Source organism: Nostoc sp. NMS9, assembly GCF_017114995.1.
Classification (GTDB): domain Bacteria; phylum Cyanobacteriota; class Cyanobacteriia; order Cyanobacteriales; family Nostocaceae; genus Nostoc.
In genome coordinates, this window is the sequence record NZ_JABXKL010000091.1 from 18,269 (window position 1) to 32,850 (window position 14,582).

General features: G+C 42.6%; 7 protein-coding genes and 2 pseudogenes. 3 read left to right on the forward strand and 6 right to left on the reverse strand.

Annotation, left to right across the window (positions count from 1 at the left end; translation table 11 throughout):
• Positions 1-24 precede the first annotated feature (24 nt).
• From HWQ40_RS29145 to HWQ40_RS29160, 4 genes and pseudogenes are all read right to left on the reverse strand, one after another.
• Positions 25-2,376, reverse strand: coding sequence for a family 2 encapsulin nanocompartment cargo protein terpene cyclase (locus HWQ40_RS29145; protein WP_292785143.1), 2,352 nt, complete (start codon positions 2,374-2,376; stop codon positions 25-27).
• A 1,206-nt stretch (positions 2,377-3,582) separates the two neighbouring features.
• Positions 3,583-4,432: pseudogene (locus HWQ40_RS29150) on the reverse strand (IS5 family transposase).
• A 302-nt stretch (positions 4,433-4,734) separates the two neighbouring features.
• A complete protein-coding gene (locus HWQ40_RS29155; RefSeq protein WP_292785145.1) occupies positions 4,735-5,361 on the reverse strand; it encodes a Uma2 family endonuclease in 627 nt (208 codons plus the stop codon).
• 51 nt (positions 5,362-5,412) lie between these two features.
• A complete protein-coding gene (locus HWQ40_RS29160; RefSeq protein ID WP_292785147.1) occupies positions 5,413-8,397 on the reverse strand; it encodes a calcium-binding protein in 2,985 nt (994 codons plus the stop codon).
• An 816-nt stretch (positions 8,398-9,213) separates the two neighbouring features.
• On the opposite strand from HWQ40_RS29160, the gene ggt reads away from it, so the two are divergent.
• Positions 9,214-10,983 carry a gamma-glutamyltransferase gene (ggt, locus tag HWQ40_RS29165; RefSeq protein ID WP_292785149.1) on the forward strand — a complete coding sequence of 590 codons (1,770 nt, stop codon included), beginning with the start codon at positions 9,214-9,216 and terminating at the stop codon, positions 10,981-10,983.
• Between the two features lie 61 nt (positions 10,984-11,044).
• On the opposite strand, the gene HWQ40_RS29170 is transcribed toward ggt, so the two are convergent.
• Together HWQ40_RS29170 and HWQ40_RS29175 are read right to left on the reverse strand one after the other, a co-directional pair.
• Complete coding sequence (locus HWQ40_RS29170; RefSeq protein ID WP_292785151.1) at positions 11,045-11,308, reverse strand: hypothetical protein; 264 nt, start codon at positions 11,306-11,308, stop codon at positions 11,045-11,047.
• Between the two features lie 515 nt (positions 11,309-11,823).
• Positions 11,824-12,423 carry a DUF1802 family protein gene (locus HWQ40_RS29175; RefSeq protein WP_292785153.1) on the reverse strand — a complete coding sequence of 200 codons (600 nt, stop codon included), beginning with the start codon at positions 12,421-12,423 and terminating at the stop codon, positions 11,824-11,826.
• Positions 12,424-12,502: 79 nt separating this feature from the next.
• Here HWQ40_RS29175 and HWQ40_RS29180 point away from each other — a divergent pair.
• Positions 12,503-13,063, forward strand: a pseudogene (locus tag HWQ40_RS29180) (aldo/keto reductase).
• Positions 13,064-13,747: 684 nt separating this feature from the next.
• Positions 13,748-14,467, forward strand: coding sequence for a hypothetical protein (locus HWQ40_RS29185; RefSeq protein WP_292785155.1), 720 nt, complete (start codon positions 13,748-13,750; stop codon positions 14,465-14,467).
• Positions 14,468-14,582 lie beyond the last annotated feature (115 nt).

Below are 14,582 nucleotides of genomic sequence, written 5' to 3' on the forward strand. Positions count from 1 at the left end.
AATCGGGACTCAAGTTGAGTTGAGCTAACCTTTCCTTGCTAACAGTGATCCGATTTTGGTAGCTGAAGTCCCTAACCCTGTTGGACTACTCAGTAAGTTCTGCACCACTGGCTGAACATTGGTTTGAGTTTTTTCCTGACCGACACTTGGTCTAATTTTGGTCGCCACAGTGCCTAAGCCTGTAGGGCCTTGGAGTAAGCGTTTTTCTGTTGAGTTATTCCGCAACTCAAATTCCTTATAGCGGTCTACCGCCCTATGCCATTTGAGTACCCCACACATCCACTGCTCTAGTTTCTTGATGTAACCGTACAGTTTCTTACGGGCACTGGTATCCAGGTCGAAATCATCACACAAGATAGGGAGTTCAGTCGCAACGATATGTTGAAACTGAAGGGCACGGGAGGTCATCAGGTCGTTAACAACGCCGACAGCGTGGGGAATATCGCAATTCAGGAAATTCTGAACCGCCAGCACACCGTTATTAATCTCGCCCTCAAATTCGATTTCTTTCTGATAAGAAAAAATATCGTTCGTCAAACAGGCGAAGTCGGCGGCTGAATTATCAATTGCCTGCATGGTTCGGGTGGCAAAGACCTCTGGTGGGATCTCGTTCCCTTGGGAAAGTCGAGACAGGCTCATGGTTAGATCGGAGCCAAAGGTCTTACGACGCATTTCCACATAGTCTATCGGGTCTGGAATGCGATTCTGGATCTGGTTAGCCAGTTCCCATAACCAACTTTCCGTCATATCCTCGATCGCCTGACGAAACTGGCGACGAGCATTAGCTGTCATTGGGCCAGCCGTCCGCGCCCAAATATCAGCTAAACCCCGTTCAACTGGGTTCGTTGGTACGGAAATAGGACTCCCATCAAGGGGCATAAACGCTGATAGCCGAGTGTTGAAAACTTTTGCCCCTGCCATGTTGCGGCTATAGCCATACAGTGCAGGAAAGTAGTCATCAGCATAGGTTCCCCAAACCAGCCAACAGGCTGTGATATTCAATTCACCACTAGATCCATTGGGATGAATATAAGCACCACATAAGGCTACGTCGGCCACATCGAATTTGTGGTCATCCCAGATGTAAATGCTGGGCATCCCTGGCAGTACGTCCAGCATCCCCATTTGACGCGCCCATTCTTTAGAATGCCGCCGAGCCTCTTCTAGATGGGGATTCAAACTGGTGGAGAAAGGCATATAAAACTGCGGCAAGGTTACTGGCCCTACAGGCTGATAGGGAACATGGGTGAAGCTTTTGAACCGTTTTAGTCCCAAACTATCGTATAAGGCTCCTAAACGAGCCGCTGATGTACCTAGTCCAGTAGGGCCACCTAAAAGCCAGCTTGCTGTCGAAGATTTGTCTGATGTCTGGTTCATGTAGCGGCTCGATCTCATGTGCCACTCATGACCCCCCGACTGCCAGTCTTGAAGTCCTTTGGCATATAGGACTACTTTCAGACGCTCATCAGGAGTCAGACTATATTCCTCGAACAAGGAAGGAAGCTCAGTAACAAAGGTGTTCTCGAACTGTTGCACCCTAGACGTTAGTAAGTCGTTAGTGAGGTTGGCCGCCTCTTGGGTACTGACATCGAGGAATCGTTCCAAGACCAGGATACAGTTAGCATTTTCTCCTTCTTCTTCAACTTCTCTTTGGTAAGAGAAGATGTCATTTCGCAGATGTACCCCATCAGAAAAGGTGTCTTTGAGGACACGCATTGGTCGAGTAGGGGCGATCGCACCCGGAATTTCTGCCCCAACCGCCTGTTCCACTAAGTTAGCTGACCAGGGCGCTCCCCCCACCTTACGTCGCATCTCAATGTATTCAATGGGGTTAGCAACTCGATCCTGGCTGATATTAGCGAGTTCCCAGAGAGATTCTTTGAGAAGATTGATGGTACTCTCAGAAAATCGGATTACCCAGTCTTGGGAGGCATTAGGGATGGTGCGAGTCCAGAGGTCTACTAAACCCCGTTCTACGGCATTGGTGGGTTCTGGCGGCGTTTCTTGGGGCTGCACAGGCATAAACGCTGGTAGTCCATTGAGGTACTTCTTAGCCCCAGCCATATCTTGGCTACGCTTGTAAAGCTCAAGGAAGTGATCGTCGAAGAAAAATACCCAAACATACCAGTCAGTTACCAGATTAAGCATCGGTTCATCGGCATCTGGATGGGTGTAGGAACACAATAGTGCATAGTCATGAGCATCAAACTTGCGCTCATCCCAAATCTCATAATCTTCTGATCCCTCTTCCCCACCCAAAATCCCCATTTCATAAGCCCAGGCTTTAGAATGTACCCGTGCCGCTTCCAGGTTTGGGTTCAGTCGTGCCAGCCAAGGCACATAAAAACTTGGCAACTTAAAAGGTTGCTTGCTCATTGTCTATTTAAACCTATCATCTTAAGCTTATTGTCTTGATTGAAGTCGTGTTGACAAAAAAGAATACATGCGTCAGTCGTCAGAATAAGCGTATGAATTCTGTACGAGTGGTGAGGCAGCGTTAGCGAGCCTGCGTTCGCGCAGCGTCTCGTAGAGAGCGTCACCCGTTAGCGCAGCGTTAGCTAGTCATCGAGCGTCAGGGCGGATGAATAAATGGTGAAATACCACACCAAATTTTCAATTTGGTGGTCTACCCTTCTTTATAAGAGACTGCACCAACGGGAACGCTAAAGCCGAAGAATCAGTGGTGGGTCTGTAGCTTGTTGCCATAGAGTATCCCCTACTAATTGATTCTGACTTCTGAATTGCTGAATTATTCTCAAATTTGACATTTGCGGCTAATCTTTGATGCAATGAAGTTACTCCTTGTAATGAAAAAATTCACAATTTACTCTTGTCAAGTGGCTTGTTAATGAAACTTTTATTATGCAATAGTCTTAATAAATATATATTGATTAACTATCAATTGCTGCTTTTGAAGGACTAGGTTCACGTGCCGCAGCAACTCGAATCCACTAAGAAAGAAAATTGGCGTTGCATAAATGCAGGATGATTTGGCGGTTGAAACCATTGGGAATTCGTTATAAATTGTGCGAAATCATCCCCTAATTCAGCAATGCCAGAAAATTTATCATGCACCTTCACCCAAGTATTGTATTTGCTCTACTCCAAAAATAACCATAAACAGTTGTCTATAAGACAATCTCAGCTTTATCAATAAAATGCAATGAGAGTTCAAACATTTAGTTATCATTAAGTAGACAGTTAAGAGAATAATTAAGTAGACACTTAAGACTGTATACATATCTGGATTCAAAGAATACTATTATTAGGATAGGTTAATGCAAATTTTTTTATCGAAGCAGAATTCAGGAGTCAGGAGCCAGAATTCAGAATGAATTCTGCGCGACTGGTGGATGAATAAACGGGTTTAAAATTCAATCAGTCGCGGGTCTGAATCCCCGACTGATTGATTCTGACTTCTGAATTCTGACTCAAATTCATTGACTATTTACTACCTATCAATTTACACCTTATCAACAGGATAATCAAGAGAAACTACAAAATATCCTACTTTTCCCACCTTTCCTACTTTTTTAGGTAAAATAATATTGTATTTAAGATGACCATTTATAAAGTAAATCTTTAGAGGACTAGACGACGTAGCATAATACGAGTCATAAGGCATATATGACAGCTTCACTCATTTCTGGGAGATGTTCATAATCCTTACTAAGACGACGGTACTGGTTCAACCAGCAATCATGTTGTTTCTACTACCCAACGCGTGGGCAAAACCTGAAATTCTTGATCGGTACGCCGTATGACTTCAACATGAGCTTGGATCATTAACCAAACTGAAAGCGCAAATTTATCACCGTCATAACCAGAATCAACCCAGATGATTTTGACTTTTTCCAGTAATTCTGGACGCTCTTCTAAAAGTTCCATCAAAGCATAGGCAGCAAGTACTCGTTCTAAACCATTTGCTTCACTGACAACTACTTTTAACAACAATCCTAGACTATCAACCAAAGTCTGCCGCTTTCTACCTTTTACTTTTTTACCGCCATCGAAGCCGTACACATCCCACGCCAGTTGTTTCAAGTCGGCAGAGCCGCCCAACGCACTGGCTCCCTTTTTTCAGTCGTTCTTATCAATTGACTGTCTGCGGCGATGCCTACGGCGAGCTTTGCTAACGCGCTCGTTTTGTGTTGATTTACCTAGTTTTGAGCGAACTTGACCACGCAGTGTATGGTTGAATTTTTCCCAAACCCCCTTGCGCTGCCATGAACGGTAGTAGTTGTATACCGTTGAGCTTGGTGGAAAATCCCCAGGCAGCATATTCCACTGACACCCCGTTTTTAAGTGGTAGTAAATGGCGTTACATACTTCCCGGATATCCGTTGTGCGTTCGCGGAGCGTCTCCCAAGGGGAGAGGATGTCCTCCAGATTTGGCTGCTGGAATTAGAGGGGCAAGGATTTCCCACTCCATATCATTTAAGTCTGTGGCGTAAGACTTTCGACCCCTGAGCAACTATGTAATTACACCGTATATTAAGTATCTTATTCTTGCGACAATCCCTTTCTACTCGTCTTTAGATTTACTTTATAAATAGGCTCTAAGTAAGTTTGTAGTGAGTTAGCGCGGTCTTCTCCCAAGGGGAGACGCCAAGGGCGATGGGGGTTTCCCCCATGAGCAACTAACTTTCCCGTTGCGTAAAGACGTTAGTCCTTATCTTCTAAGCACTAAAGTCCTTACTAAAAACCCTCAAAACTCGCTTAAACATTGTACTACTACTGTTCGCGCAAAAGGTTCTTTAACCACCTAATGACTTCACTTGTTGTTTGCTCATTGGCCATTTGGAGACATTGCTGCACAATTTGTCTGACTTTAGGAAAGTAGCTGCTTTCTGTAAGCACATAACTTTCTTCCTGCAATCGATAAATTAACAACTGATTACTCTTTAATATCCAAACTTCTGGCACTCGATAAGGCAAGAAATCATTAATGTCGGTGTAGCTTGTCACATCTATTTCAATTGCTAAATCTGGTGGTGGATCTGACTCCCAATCAATTCTTTTTTTACCTACTACTGCTCTGCAATTTTCAATGTAAAAGCAAAAGTCTGGTTCAATACCACTAATTTCTGGCAAGCTCATGGTAATGGGCATAAATGACTCGTATGCACGGTTTAAATGATCCAGCAAAACCTTAGCAATATCTGCCAGCAAACTCGCATCTCTTCCATGCTCTGGGAGCGGTGCCATCAGTAAAATTTCTCCTCTGCGATATTTAATGCGAGGTGAGGAGCGATCGCCTAGTTGCTGACTCAATACTTGATAGTCTTTCCAGTCTCCCAAAAGCTTCAACACCGCGCCAGGTGGTAACTCGATTCTTTCTGGTGTAATTACGGTATCCATAATTAGCTCACATTCTAGATATTGGCGATCGCATTACATGGAGGATAATAATTAAACAACCACAAAATTGTTGTTCGTTAGTGACAACCCAGCAGATAATCCGGCAAATTGTACCTGAGTAAATGCGCCTGCACTACCATCCTGGTCAAAGAACAATGCACCTGTAGTGGAGTTATAAATAAATCGCTGGGTACTAGTGGTTGCAGATTCTCCAAGTGTAAACTGACTTGCTTTAAGTACACCTGCTGATAAACCGCCACCAAAACCAGCAGCCGACACCTGAATTAGTTCATTAGGTTCATTAATGGCATCGAAGTCACGTATCAAATCAAGACCTTCATCGAAACTATTGAAAGCAAAGGTATCAGTACCACCTTCTCCAAAGAGCCAATCATTACCGTTGCCACCGAAGAGGATAGCATCGCCATAATCACTTCTGAGGGTATCATCCCCATTGCCACCTTCGAGGGTGTTATTATCTGAGTCAGAAGAGCCTATCAGGGAATCATTACCATCGCCCCCATCTAATAGATTATTGCCTGTTGAACTGTCAGCATCCAATGTATCGTTACCAACACCACCGTTGAGGGTGTTATCACCAGAGGTGGTGAAATAACGGGTATAGAGAAAATCATTACCATCGCCCCCATCTAATAGATAATTATCTGTTGAACCGTAAATATCCAATGTATCGTTACCAGCACCACCGTTGAGGGTGTTATCGCCAGAGGTGCTACCCACAACATAATTTCCGAATTCGTCGTAAAAGTAACTCCAGGCGCGTAAAAAATCATTGCCATCGCCTCCATTGAGGAGGTGATTTCCTGTTGAAAGACTAATATCCAAGAAATCTTCACCAGCGCCGCCATCTATTGTATCGTTACCATTGCCTAAGCGAAGCGTATCATTACCATTGCTTCCCAGAACATAATCATCGTAGTCTGTACCTGTGATATTTAATTGTTCGATATTCTTGTAGCTAAACACTGTTGTGTCCGCCGTCGTAGAAATTACTCCAATGTTAGTAGTCGCATCAAAAGTTGAAGTAATTCCGGTGGTAGCACTGCTATAACTCAAAGACAAGGTGTCGTTACCTGTTCCCCCGTCTACTGTTTGACTCACTAACGTCGATAGGGAGTAGAAATTTAAAGAATCATCGCCATTCCCGCCATTGAGGGTGTTATTGCCGATATCATCATTGAGAGTATCATTGCCATCGCCACCATTGAGAGTATCATTGCCATCGCCACCCCTCAAAAGGTCATTGCCACTTAAGCCTTCAATAATGTCATCACCCCCTTGACCATTGATCACATCATTGGAATTGTCAAATCCACTAACATTGTTAGATAGGTCGTTTAGGAAGGTGACTGTGTTTTTTTTAAAGACAGTGCTTTGGGTGGAGTTAGCATCGAAGACATCAAAGCTGTCGGTGATGGTAGTTTGCCCATAAAACAGAATATTACCTAAATCTACGGTGGCTCCAGCAGATTTGGTGAGGTTATCCAGTTTTTCCAGAGCAAAATTTTCCAGGATGAATCTGGTATTACCATACCCTTGAAAGCTGATTGACAAACTTGTACCATTCTGGGTGAGAAGCAAATTCTTGGCAGTGAAGCCACTATTGTCCTGGAATATCAGAGTATCCACTTCGGCTATGATTGCTGCTGTGGGGTTTGTTCCTTTACCTACTCCAGTAAAATCGGCAATTGTATGAGTGCCAGTATTAATCGTGTCGATGTCTCTGAGAGTATTAGTCGTGTCGTTGCTTAAGCCTTTGTAAACAAATTTATCCTTACCACCGCCGCCTGTGAGGCTATCCTTACCACCACCACCTGTAAGGCTATCATCGCCAATACCACCGTTGAGGGTGTTATTACCAGTGGCACCAGAGGCTGTTAGAGTATCATTGCCATCGCCCCCAGAGAGGAGGTTCTTGCCAGATGAGCGAGAGTCGAAGTAGGAGTCAAAATATTGGTAAACATAACCAGAGATATCTAGAAAATCATTGCCATCGCCTCCAAAAAGCAGGTTATCGCCTGATGATCCACTAGCGCTTAAGGTATCATCACCAGCACCACCGTTGAGGGTGTTATCGCCATGTGAGCGAGAGTTATCCGCTGTGTACTCCTCACTGCTTTCACTCCCAGAGATGGAGAGAGAATCATTGCCATCGCCTCCATCTAAGAGGTTATCGCCGAATGAACCGCTAGCATCCAATGTATCGTTACCAACACCACCGTTGAGGGTATTATTGCCTAAAGAGCGATCGTCGACATTTCCGCCGTAATAGGCGAAGTACTTGTAGTTGCCAGAGGCTGTTAGAGAATCATGGCCATCGCCACCATTAAGCAGATTATTGCTTGAGGGGGAGTCAGCATCCAAAGAGTCGTCACCAACACCACCGTTGAGGGTATTATTACCCGCACCACCCCTCAAAATGTCATTGCCACTTAAGCCTTCAATAATGTCATCACCCCCTTGACCATTGATGACATCATTGGAATTGTCAAATCCACTAACATTGTTGTCTAGGTCGTTTAGGAAGGTGACTGTGTTTTTTTTAAAGACAGTGCTTTGGGTGGAGTTAGCATCGAAGACATCAAAGCTGTCGGTGATGGTAGTTTGCCCATAAAACAGAATATTGCCCAAATCTACAGTGGCTCCAGTAGATTTGGTGAGGTTATCCAGGGTTTCTAGGGCAAAGTTTTCCAAAATGATTTTGCGAAAGGTAGACCCTTGAAAGTTGATTTGCAGGTTGTTACCATTCTGGGTGAGGATCAAGTTTTGGGCAGTGAAGCCACTATTGTTCTGGAAATTTAGGGTATCCACTTCAGCAATGACTGCTGCTGTGGGGTTTGTTCCTTTACCTACTCCACTAAAATCATTTATTACACTGATATAGAAACCTATTTCACTACTGTAAGCAAATATATCCTTGCCACCGCCACCAGTTACGGTGGTTTGGGTTTCATAGAAAGGATCGGAAGCGCCCTGTAGGGTATCGTTACCGCTGGTTCCAATGATAATTGCCATAAGTTTTTCCTACCTGAATCGATTTTTGGAGTAACTTCAGTTGTCAATAATCGAGTTAGTGCTGTTTGATGGCACAAATAATTTGCCAAAAGTTGAAGCTTTCGGCATACTTTATTCAGTCTTTAGATAGAGTCGCAAATTGTTCATTAAAGATTTCCTCTTTAATTCACTTGCAAACATGACTTATCCCAGTATTGAGGACTATCTAAGTCTTAAGCACTGTACAAAATTTAGTTGGTTTGTCAACGCATAAGTCTTACTAGTTTCAAAATAGGGAACACTTGAGACAGCATAAAACAGGAAATCTTTATGCATTCGTTGTCAGCGTAGCTTGCCGCCGTAGGCATCGCCCTGGAATTTCTATCTGGAAAATAGGAAACATCAAAATAACCCAACAATAACTAAATATCGAATATTTATTTCGATGTCTATCTTTTGAAAAAATCTTTGCATACTCTTCATATTTGTAACCGTTCAAGCGGGGGGTAGGAGAGTATTGGTGTCAACTTAACGTGAAAGCCAGGTTATATATAACCAGCTTTTAGATATTGTCTCGTTGTCTCGTTCCCCTGCTCCAACTGGGAATGCCGTCCTTGGGGCTGCCGCCTCAAGACTTGCGGCAACAGCCCAATGATGTGCATTTCCAGCCTCTTGCTGGAAACGAGGTTTGAAAAGGGTTTTAGCTTAAGTTGACACCAATGGTAGGAGAGCGATGCCTACGGTGGCAAGCTACGCAAACAATAGTAATCAAAATCTGATAAATTAAGTACACCAATATGCTAAATATGTATAAGTTTTTCTGAGGAATGGTATAAAATGCTTACTGTTGCTAAACCCAAGCGAGTTGCGAGCGTAATCTTTTCTTTCACCATCTTGCTTTACAGCCAAGTTGCATCAGCTGCTTTAACTTTACCCCTACGCAGTAAGAAGGGAATGGTGGTTTCAGCCCATCCCCTAGCAAGTGAAGCAGGAATTTTGATGTTACGCAAAGGGGGTAATGCAGTGGATGCAGCTGTAGCCACAACCTTTGCACTTTCTGTAGTTGAGCCTTTTTCGGCGGGAATCGGTGGCGGTGGATTTTTGCTGATGCACTCTGAGAAAACTGGCGACATAAAAGCGCTAGATTTCCGCGAACGCGCACCCCTGAAAGCTACAAGAAATATGTATTTAGATGCAGCAGGAAAGGTGCGTCCGAATGCAAGTATTAATGGTTATTTGGCAGTAGCGACACCAGGAACGGTAGCAGGACTTTATGAAGTGCATCGTCGTTATGGTAAGCTTTCTTGGCAAGAGGTAATGAAACCTGCGATCGCACTCGCTAAAGATGGCTTTATTCTTGGCAATGTGCTAACTCAGAGGCTTAACCAGCGCCAGCAAGCAATTCTCAATAATCCAGCAGCGCGGGAAATTTTCACTCGTAATGGTGAATTTTACCAACCAGGGGAGAAACTGGTGCAGCGTGATTTGGCACGCACTTTAACAGCAATTGCCGAAAATCCCCAAAGTTTTTACACCGGAAATATTGCTCGTGCGATCGCTTCTGATATGGTAAAAAATGGTGGTTTAATTACTCTCGAAGACCTGAAAGCCTATAAACCAATTTGGCGCACTCCCGTTTGTGGAAACTTTCGCAAAGCTAAAATTTGCTCAATGCCACCACCATCATCAGGAGGCGTTCACCTATTGCAGATTTTAAATATTATCGGTGACACTGATTTAAAATCTTTAGGATGGCATCATCCAGACGCGATACATTTAATGGTAGAAGCAATGAAGATTGCTTACAGCGATCGCTCAAAATATTTAGGCGATCCTGATTTTGTCAAAGTCCCTGTACAAGAGCTGCTCAGTCCAGCTTACGCCAAAAAACGCCGTCAAGAAATTAATATGCAAATGGCTCGACCCTCCACCGAAGTCAAGCCAGTAGATTTAAATTCAAAATGTCTACGTCTTCCCTCATCTCCCCCTACTTCCCCTGCCTCATCCCCTTGTCTTCCGCATGAATCTCTCCAAACCACTCATCTGAATGTTGTGGATGAACAACACAACGCCGTAAGTCTGACTTTCACGATTAACCTCATTTTTGGTGCTGGTGTCGTGACACCGGGAACTGGAATTGTTCTCAACAATGAGATGGATGATTTTGCTGCTGCGCCAGGAGTGCCTAATGCTTTTGGTTTAGTTGGTAATGATGCCAACAGCATTGCACCCCGCAAAACTCCCTTATCCAGCATGACTCCCACAATTGTTACAGAAAATGGTCATTTTCGGATGGCAGCGGGCGCGCCTGGAGGTAGCACTATCATCACCCAGGTTTTGCAAGTAATCCTGAATGTGCTGGAATACAACATGGATGTTGGTGCGGCTGTTTCTGTTCCACGCATACATCATCAATGGCTGCCAGATGAGTTGCGCGTTGAATCCTGGGGCTTGGATGCTCTGACTTTGCAAGATTTACGCAGACGGGGACACAAAATAAAGGAAACTACTCCTTGGGGTAATGGTAACGCGATCGCTGTTACATCTGATGGAACTTTAGAAGGAGCCGCCGATCCTCGCGGTGAAGGTTCCCCCAGAGGTTTGTGAGCCAGACGCAGAGACGCAAAGAATAACTAATGACAAATGACAAATGACAAATGACCAATAACTATTGATTTTGGATTGTTGATTCTGCGTAGCTGCTGCTGCCAAACTCATTTGCCCGTGCGCTAGGTACTAGTGTCCAACCTGCTTTCAAAAGTTTTTGATAAGTTGCCCAACCTTTAGAACCACCTGGTATTTGATAATCTGGGACTGCAAAATGTCCAAAAGCTGTGTAGGGACGCCAGGGTTGATTGGGTTCTGTCTGCAAATACAAAATTTTCTCTCCGTCGCCACCAGACTTAGATAACCAGCACATTTGTCGATGCATTGCAAACTCCTTTGCTTTTAGTTAATGATGCATAGTAACTGAATTTTGTCAAGCTAATTATCACCCTTGGGGATAATTTTTGCCTAATACTTTAGACAAAATGTAATTAAGTTCTATCCACTGCGGGATAATTGCTTAACAACTCATAGCCTGGAAGACAGCTGCTAACGGGACATAAAGATAAACAGTTTTGCCTCACCTTGTTTGTTGGGTGAGATTTTTCTCATGTTATCCGCGTTTTTTGCGATCGTGTGTAACAATAACTACTATTTTGCCTGAGGTTAGCAATTGGACTATTTGTTTTTCTGCTTACATATATAAGCGCAGATTCTGGAAGTTAGTTATAAAGTTCCGTTGATTAAACATTATGAGCAAACAATATAAAATCTATTTTGATGCTTGTTGTATACAATCGTCCGTTTGATGACGAGAAACAATTTCGTATTTATCTATAAGCTAAATTTAAATCCCCGACTTCTTTAAAAAGTCGGGGATTTGGGCAACAAGTTGGGTTATTAGAAGGATGGAGCATACAACTTATCGCCGACAATCTCGCGAATTGTCTCTACTAGTTGGGTGTATGCAAAGTTAGATAAAATTGGTTGTGCTGTTTGCAAGTGAATAGATCGATCTAAATCAATCCATGACTTGCAGCCAGCGTATTTAGCGTAATAGGGAATTTCTTGCTCTTGGGGTAGTTTATATGTCCGCAGAAGGAGAATATAAAGGGGTTGACGTGCTTTCCATTTGAGGCGATCGCTAATAAAATGCTCGTTCCAAATATGGAAGGGAAGTAAGGTGTTGACAATAGACTCGTCACTTACTGGCAAAATATCTGTAATTTCAGCCCAACTGCCAATGCGAACAGTTTCAGGATGCCAGCCTGATGTTACTGGATAGACATTATTGGCGTATTCAGCTTTCAGCATGAAAGCTTGTTGATGTTCATAAGTAGGGTAAAGCAAAATTTGCTTGTGGGCAACTTGGAAATGTCCATTTCGTTCGTGGATACCGCCTTTGCGGAGCAACATAATTGTTTTGCCACTTTCCAAGGCATTTATGGCAACTGCCCATTCTTTGAGAGCATGAAAAGTTGTAGTCAATTCCATCGGCATCTACTGTAACTCTGATTTAATTTGAAGCTAAGACTGATAAAGTATGAACCTGTCCAAGGTAATGAATTAGGAAGCAGTTATGGAAAAGCGAACGCTAGGTACAAGTGAAGTCAAAATCACACCCATCCTCATGGGAACTTTGCAAGCTGGTAAAAGAATGTGGGTAGGAATTGAGGATGCTGACTCGAATAAAACTATTCGAGCCGTTTATGAAGCTGGGATCACGACAATTGATACTGCGCTTATTCGCCTTTAGCACAGGGGTTTTTAACAGGAAGATTTGCTCTCGGTCATAAATTTGACCCAACAGATAACCATGCTAAAAATAAACTGTTTCAAGGCGAAAACTTTGAACGTGCCCAACAAGCGCTAGAAAAACTGCGTCCTATAGCCCTTCTTCATAATTGTACCCTTGCTCAGTTAGCTTTAGCCTGTTTAATTGCTCAACCTCAAACAAATGCGTAGACGCGTCTTAGCGGCTTGTCGCCAGACATCGCTGGAGGGCGTTATCCCGAACAAGCACTCTTTCAATGCATTAGCCGCCCAAATCAAGCTTTCCACAGCCGAATTGGCAGAAATTGATGCTATTGGACGTATTGTCACCGACCATCTGGATGACAATCAGATTATGTGGGATTGATGACAATGTAGTTTGGTTACTATGCTTAATCTATCCAAGATCCCTTAAACTTTCTTTAAAATACGGTTGGGGATCAAATTTATGGCTCTAGATTGCAAAATCTAACAAAACGTCAACTTTAGTAAACCAAGGGTTGCAACTCACAAATTAAGTGATAATTTAGATAGTAGGACACCAAACAAAATAAAACCAAACAAAAAGGGTCAATGACTTAGTGTCCCCTTGTCATCAGCCCAAGCAAATTTCAGCATATCAAATGTGATACAAGTGGCAAAAAGCCTAATGTAGAAGGCAAAGCCAAATCCTAAAGCGGAAAAACGCAAGAGTGCTGAGTTTGTTAGTTTTTTAATCCACCCTAGTTATTAACCTTCAGTTAGTTAATTAGTTTAAAATTTGAAACCTGTAAACTCGATAAAACCTGGTCAACCTCGACCAGGTTTTTGGCATTTTATTGTAATATGATTTTCTCGATAATGGTGGGTTTCGTTCCTCAAACGCCACTTGCTACCCTGCGGGAACGCCAAAGGCGAACAAGTCGGCAGAGCCGCCCAACGCAGTGGCTCTCCAACCTGCATCAGTATAATTTTTAGGTTTAACTGAACTGTATTGAAGCGTATTAGACTATAGCTAATTTTCTAGCAGGGAATAAAATAGGACAGCAACATATCCTGCTAGGAGAATTTGATGAAAAAGTATCGCTTTTTAAATAAGATTACTACAGCTATGATTGTAGCTGCCCTTTCTTTTTCGTGTAAGTCTTCTGTTAGTAGAAATGCAGAACAGGCAAAAGCAACTGAGAAACCGAAGCCACAACCAAATCTTATCTATGGCGATTTAATTATTAAAGAACAATCAGATTATCTGATGATTCCTGTTAGTATTGCAGAGCAAAATGAAGATAAAGGAATTGATTTAAGCCTTTCACGTTCTTATGAAAATGAAAGAAATAATCAATTGTATAACATCATTTTTTATCAAAAGCAAGGTAGTGAAGCTCATCTGTTATTAAATAAAAAAGCCATTATCACCTCCTTCGATTTATTGGAGGTAAAAGTGGCAGACAAGTCCACTACAAGAGTTTGGTTATATAAAATCATTGACCAAGATACAAATACAGATAAAAAACTTAACAGCGAAGATGCGACTATTGGCTATCTTTCTGATTTATCAGGTAAGAACCTCCAGCAAATTACCCCAAATAATACTCGAATAATCAGTTGGGTTGTTGTTCCAAGTCAAAATGCAATTTTTATAAAAATTATTAAAGATTCAGATAATGATAAAAAGTTTACAAAAGAAGACAAAACAAATTTTGTGAGGGTTAACCTCGATAAAATCGGTATGGGAACTGAAATTATTAGTGACCAAATAGAGCAAGAAATTAAATCTTACGTTTTTAAATAAGTTTGTTCGTAGTAAGCGCCTCCAGACGCTTACTACAAACCTTTAATCCAATACGCTTGGGTTAAGGGTTATTCGTGTAGATAATTGGTTTTTCAAGACGCGATAAATCGCGTTT

Bases quoted from the DNA above. Each gene is read 5' to 3' on its own strand.
- HWQ40_RS29145 (WP_292785143.1), bottom strand. From the start codon at position 2,376: ATGAGCAAGCAACCTTTTAAGTTGCCAAGTTTTTATGTGCCTTGGCTG.
- HWQ40_RS29155 (WP_292785145.1), bottom strand. From the start codon at position 5,361: ATGGATACCGTAATTACACCAGAAAGAATCGAGTTACCACCTGGCGCG.
- HWQ40_RS29160 (WP_292785147.1), bottom strand. From the start codon at position 8,397: ATGGCAATTATCATTGGAACCAGCGGTAACGATACCCTACAGGGCGCT.
- ggt (WP_292785149.1), top strand. From the start codon at position 9,214: ATGCTTACTGTTGCTAAACCCAAGCGAGTTGCGAGCGTAATCTTTTCT.
- HWQ40_RS29170 (WP_292785151.1), bottom strand. From the start codon at position 11,308: ATGCATCGACAAATGTGCTGGTTATCTAAGTCTGGTGGCGACGGAGAG.
- HWQ40_RS29175 (WP_292785153.1), bottom strand. From the start codon at position 12,423: ATGCCGATGGAATTGACTACAACTTTTCATGCTCTCAAAGAATGGGCA.
- HWQ40_RS29185 (WP_292785155.1), top strand. From the start codon at position 13,748: ATGAAAAAGTATCGCTTTTTAAATAAGATTACTACAGCTATGATTGTA.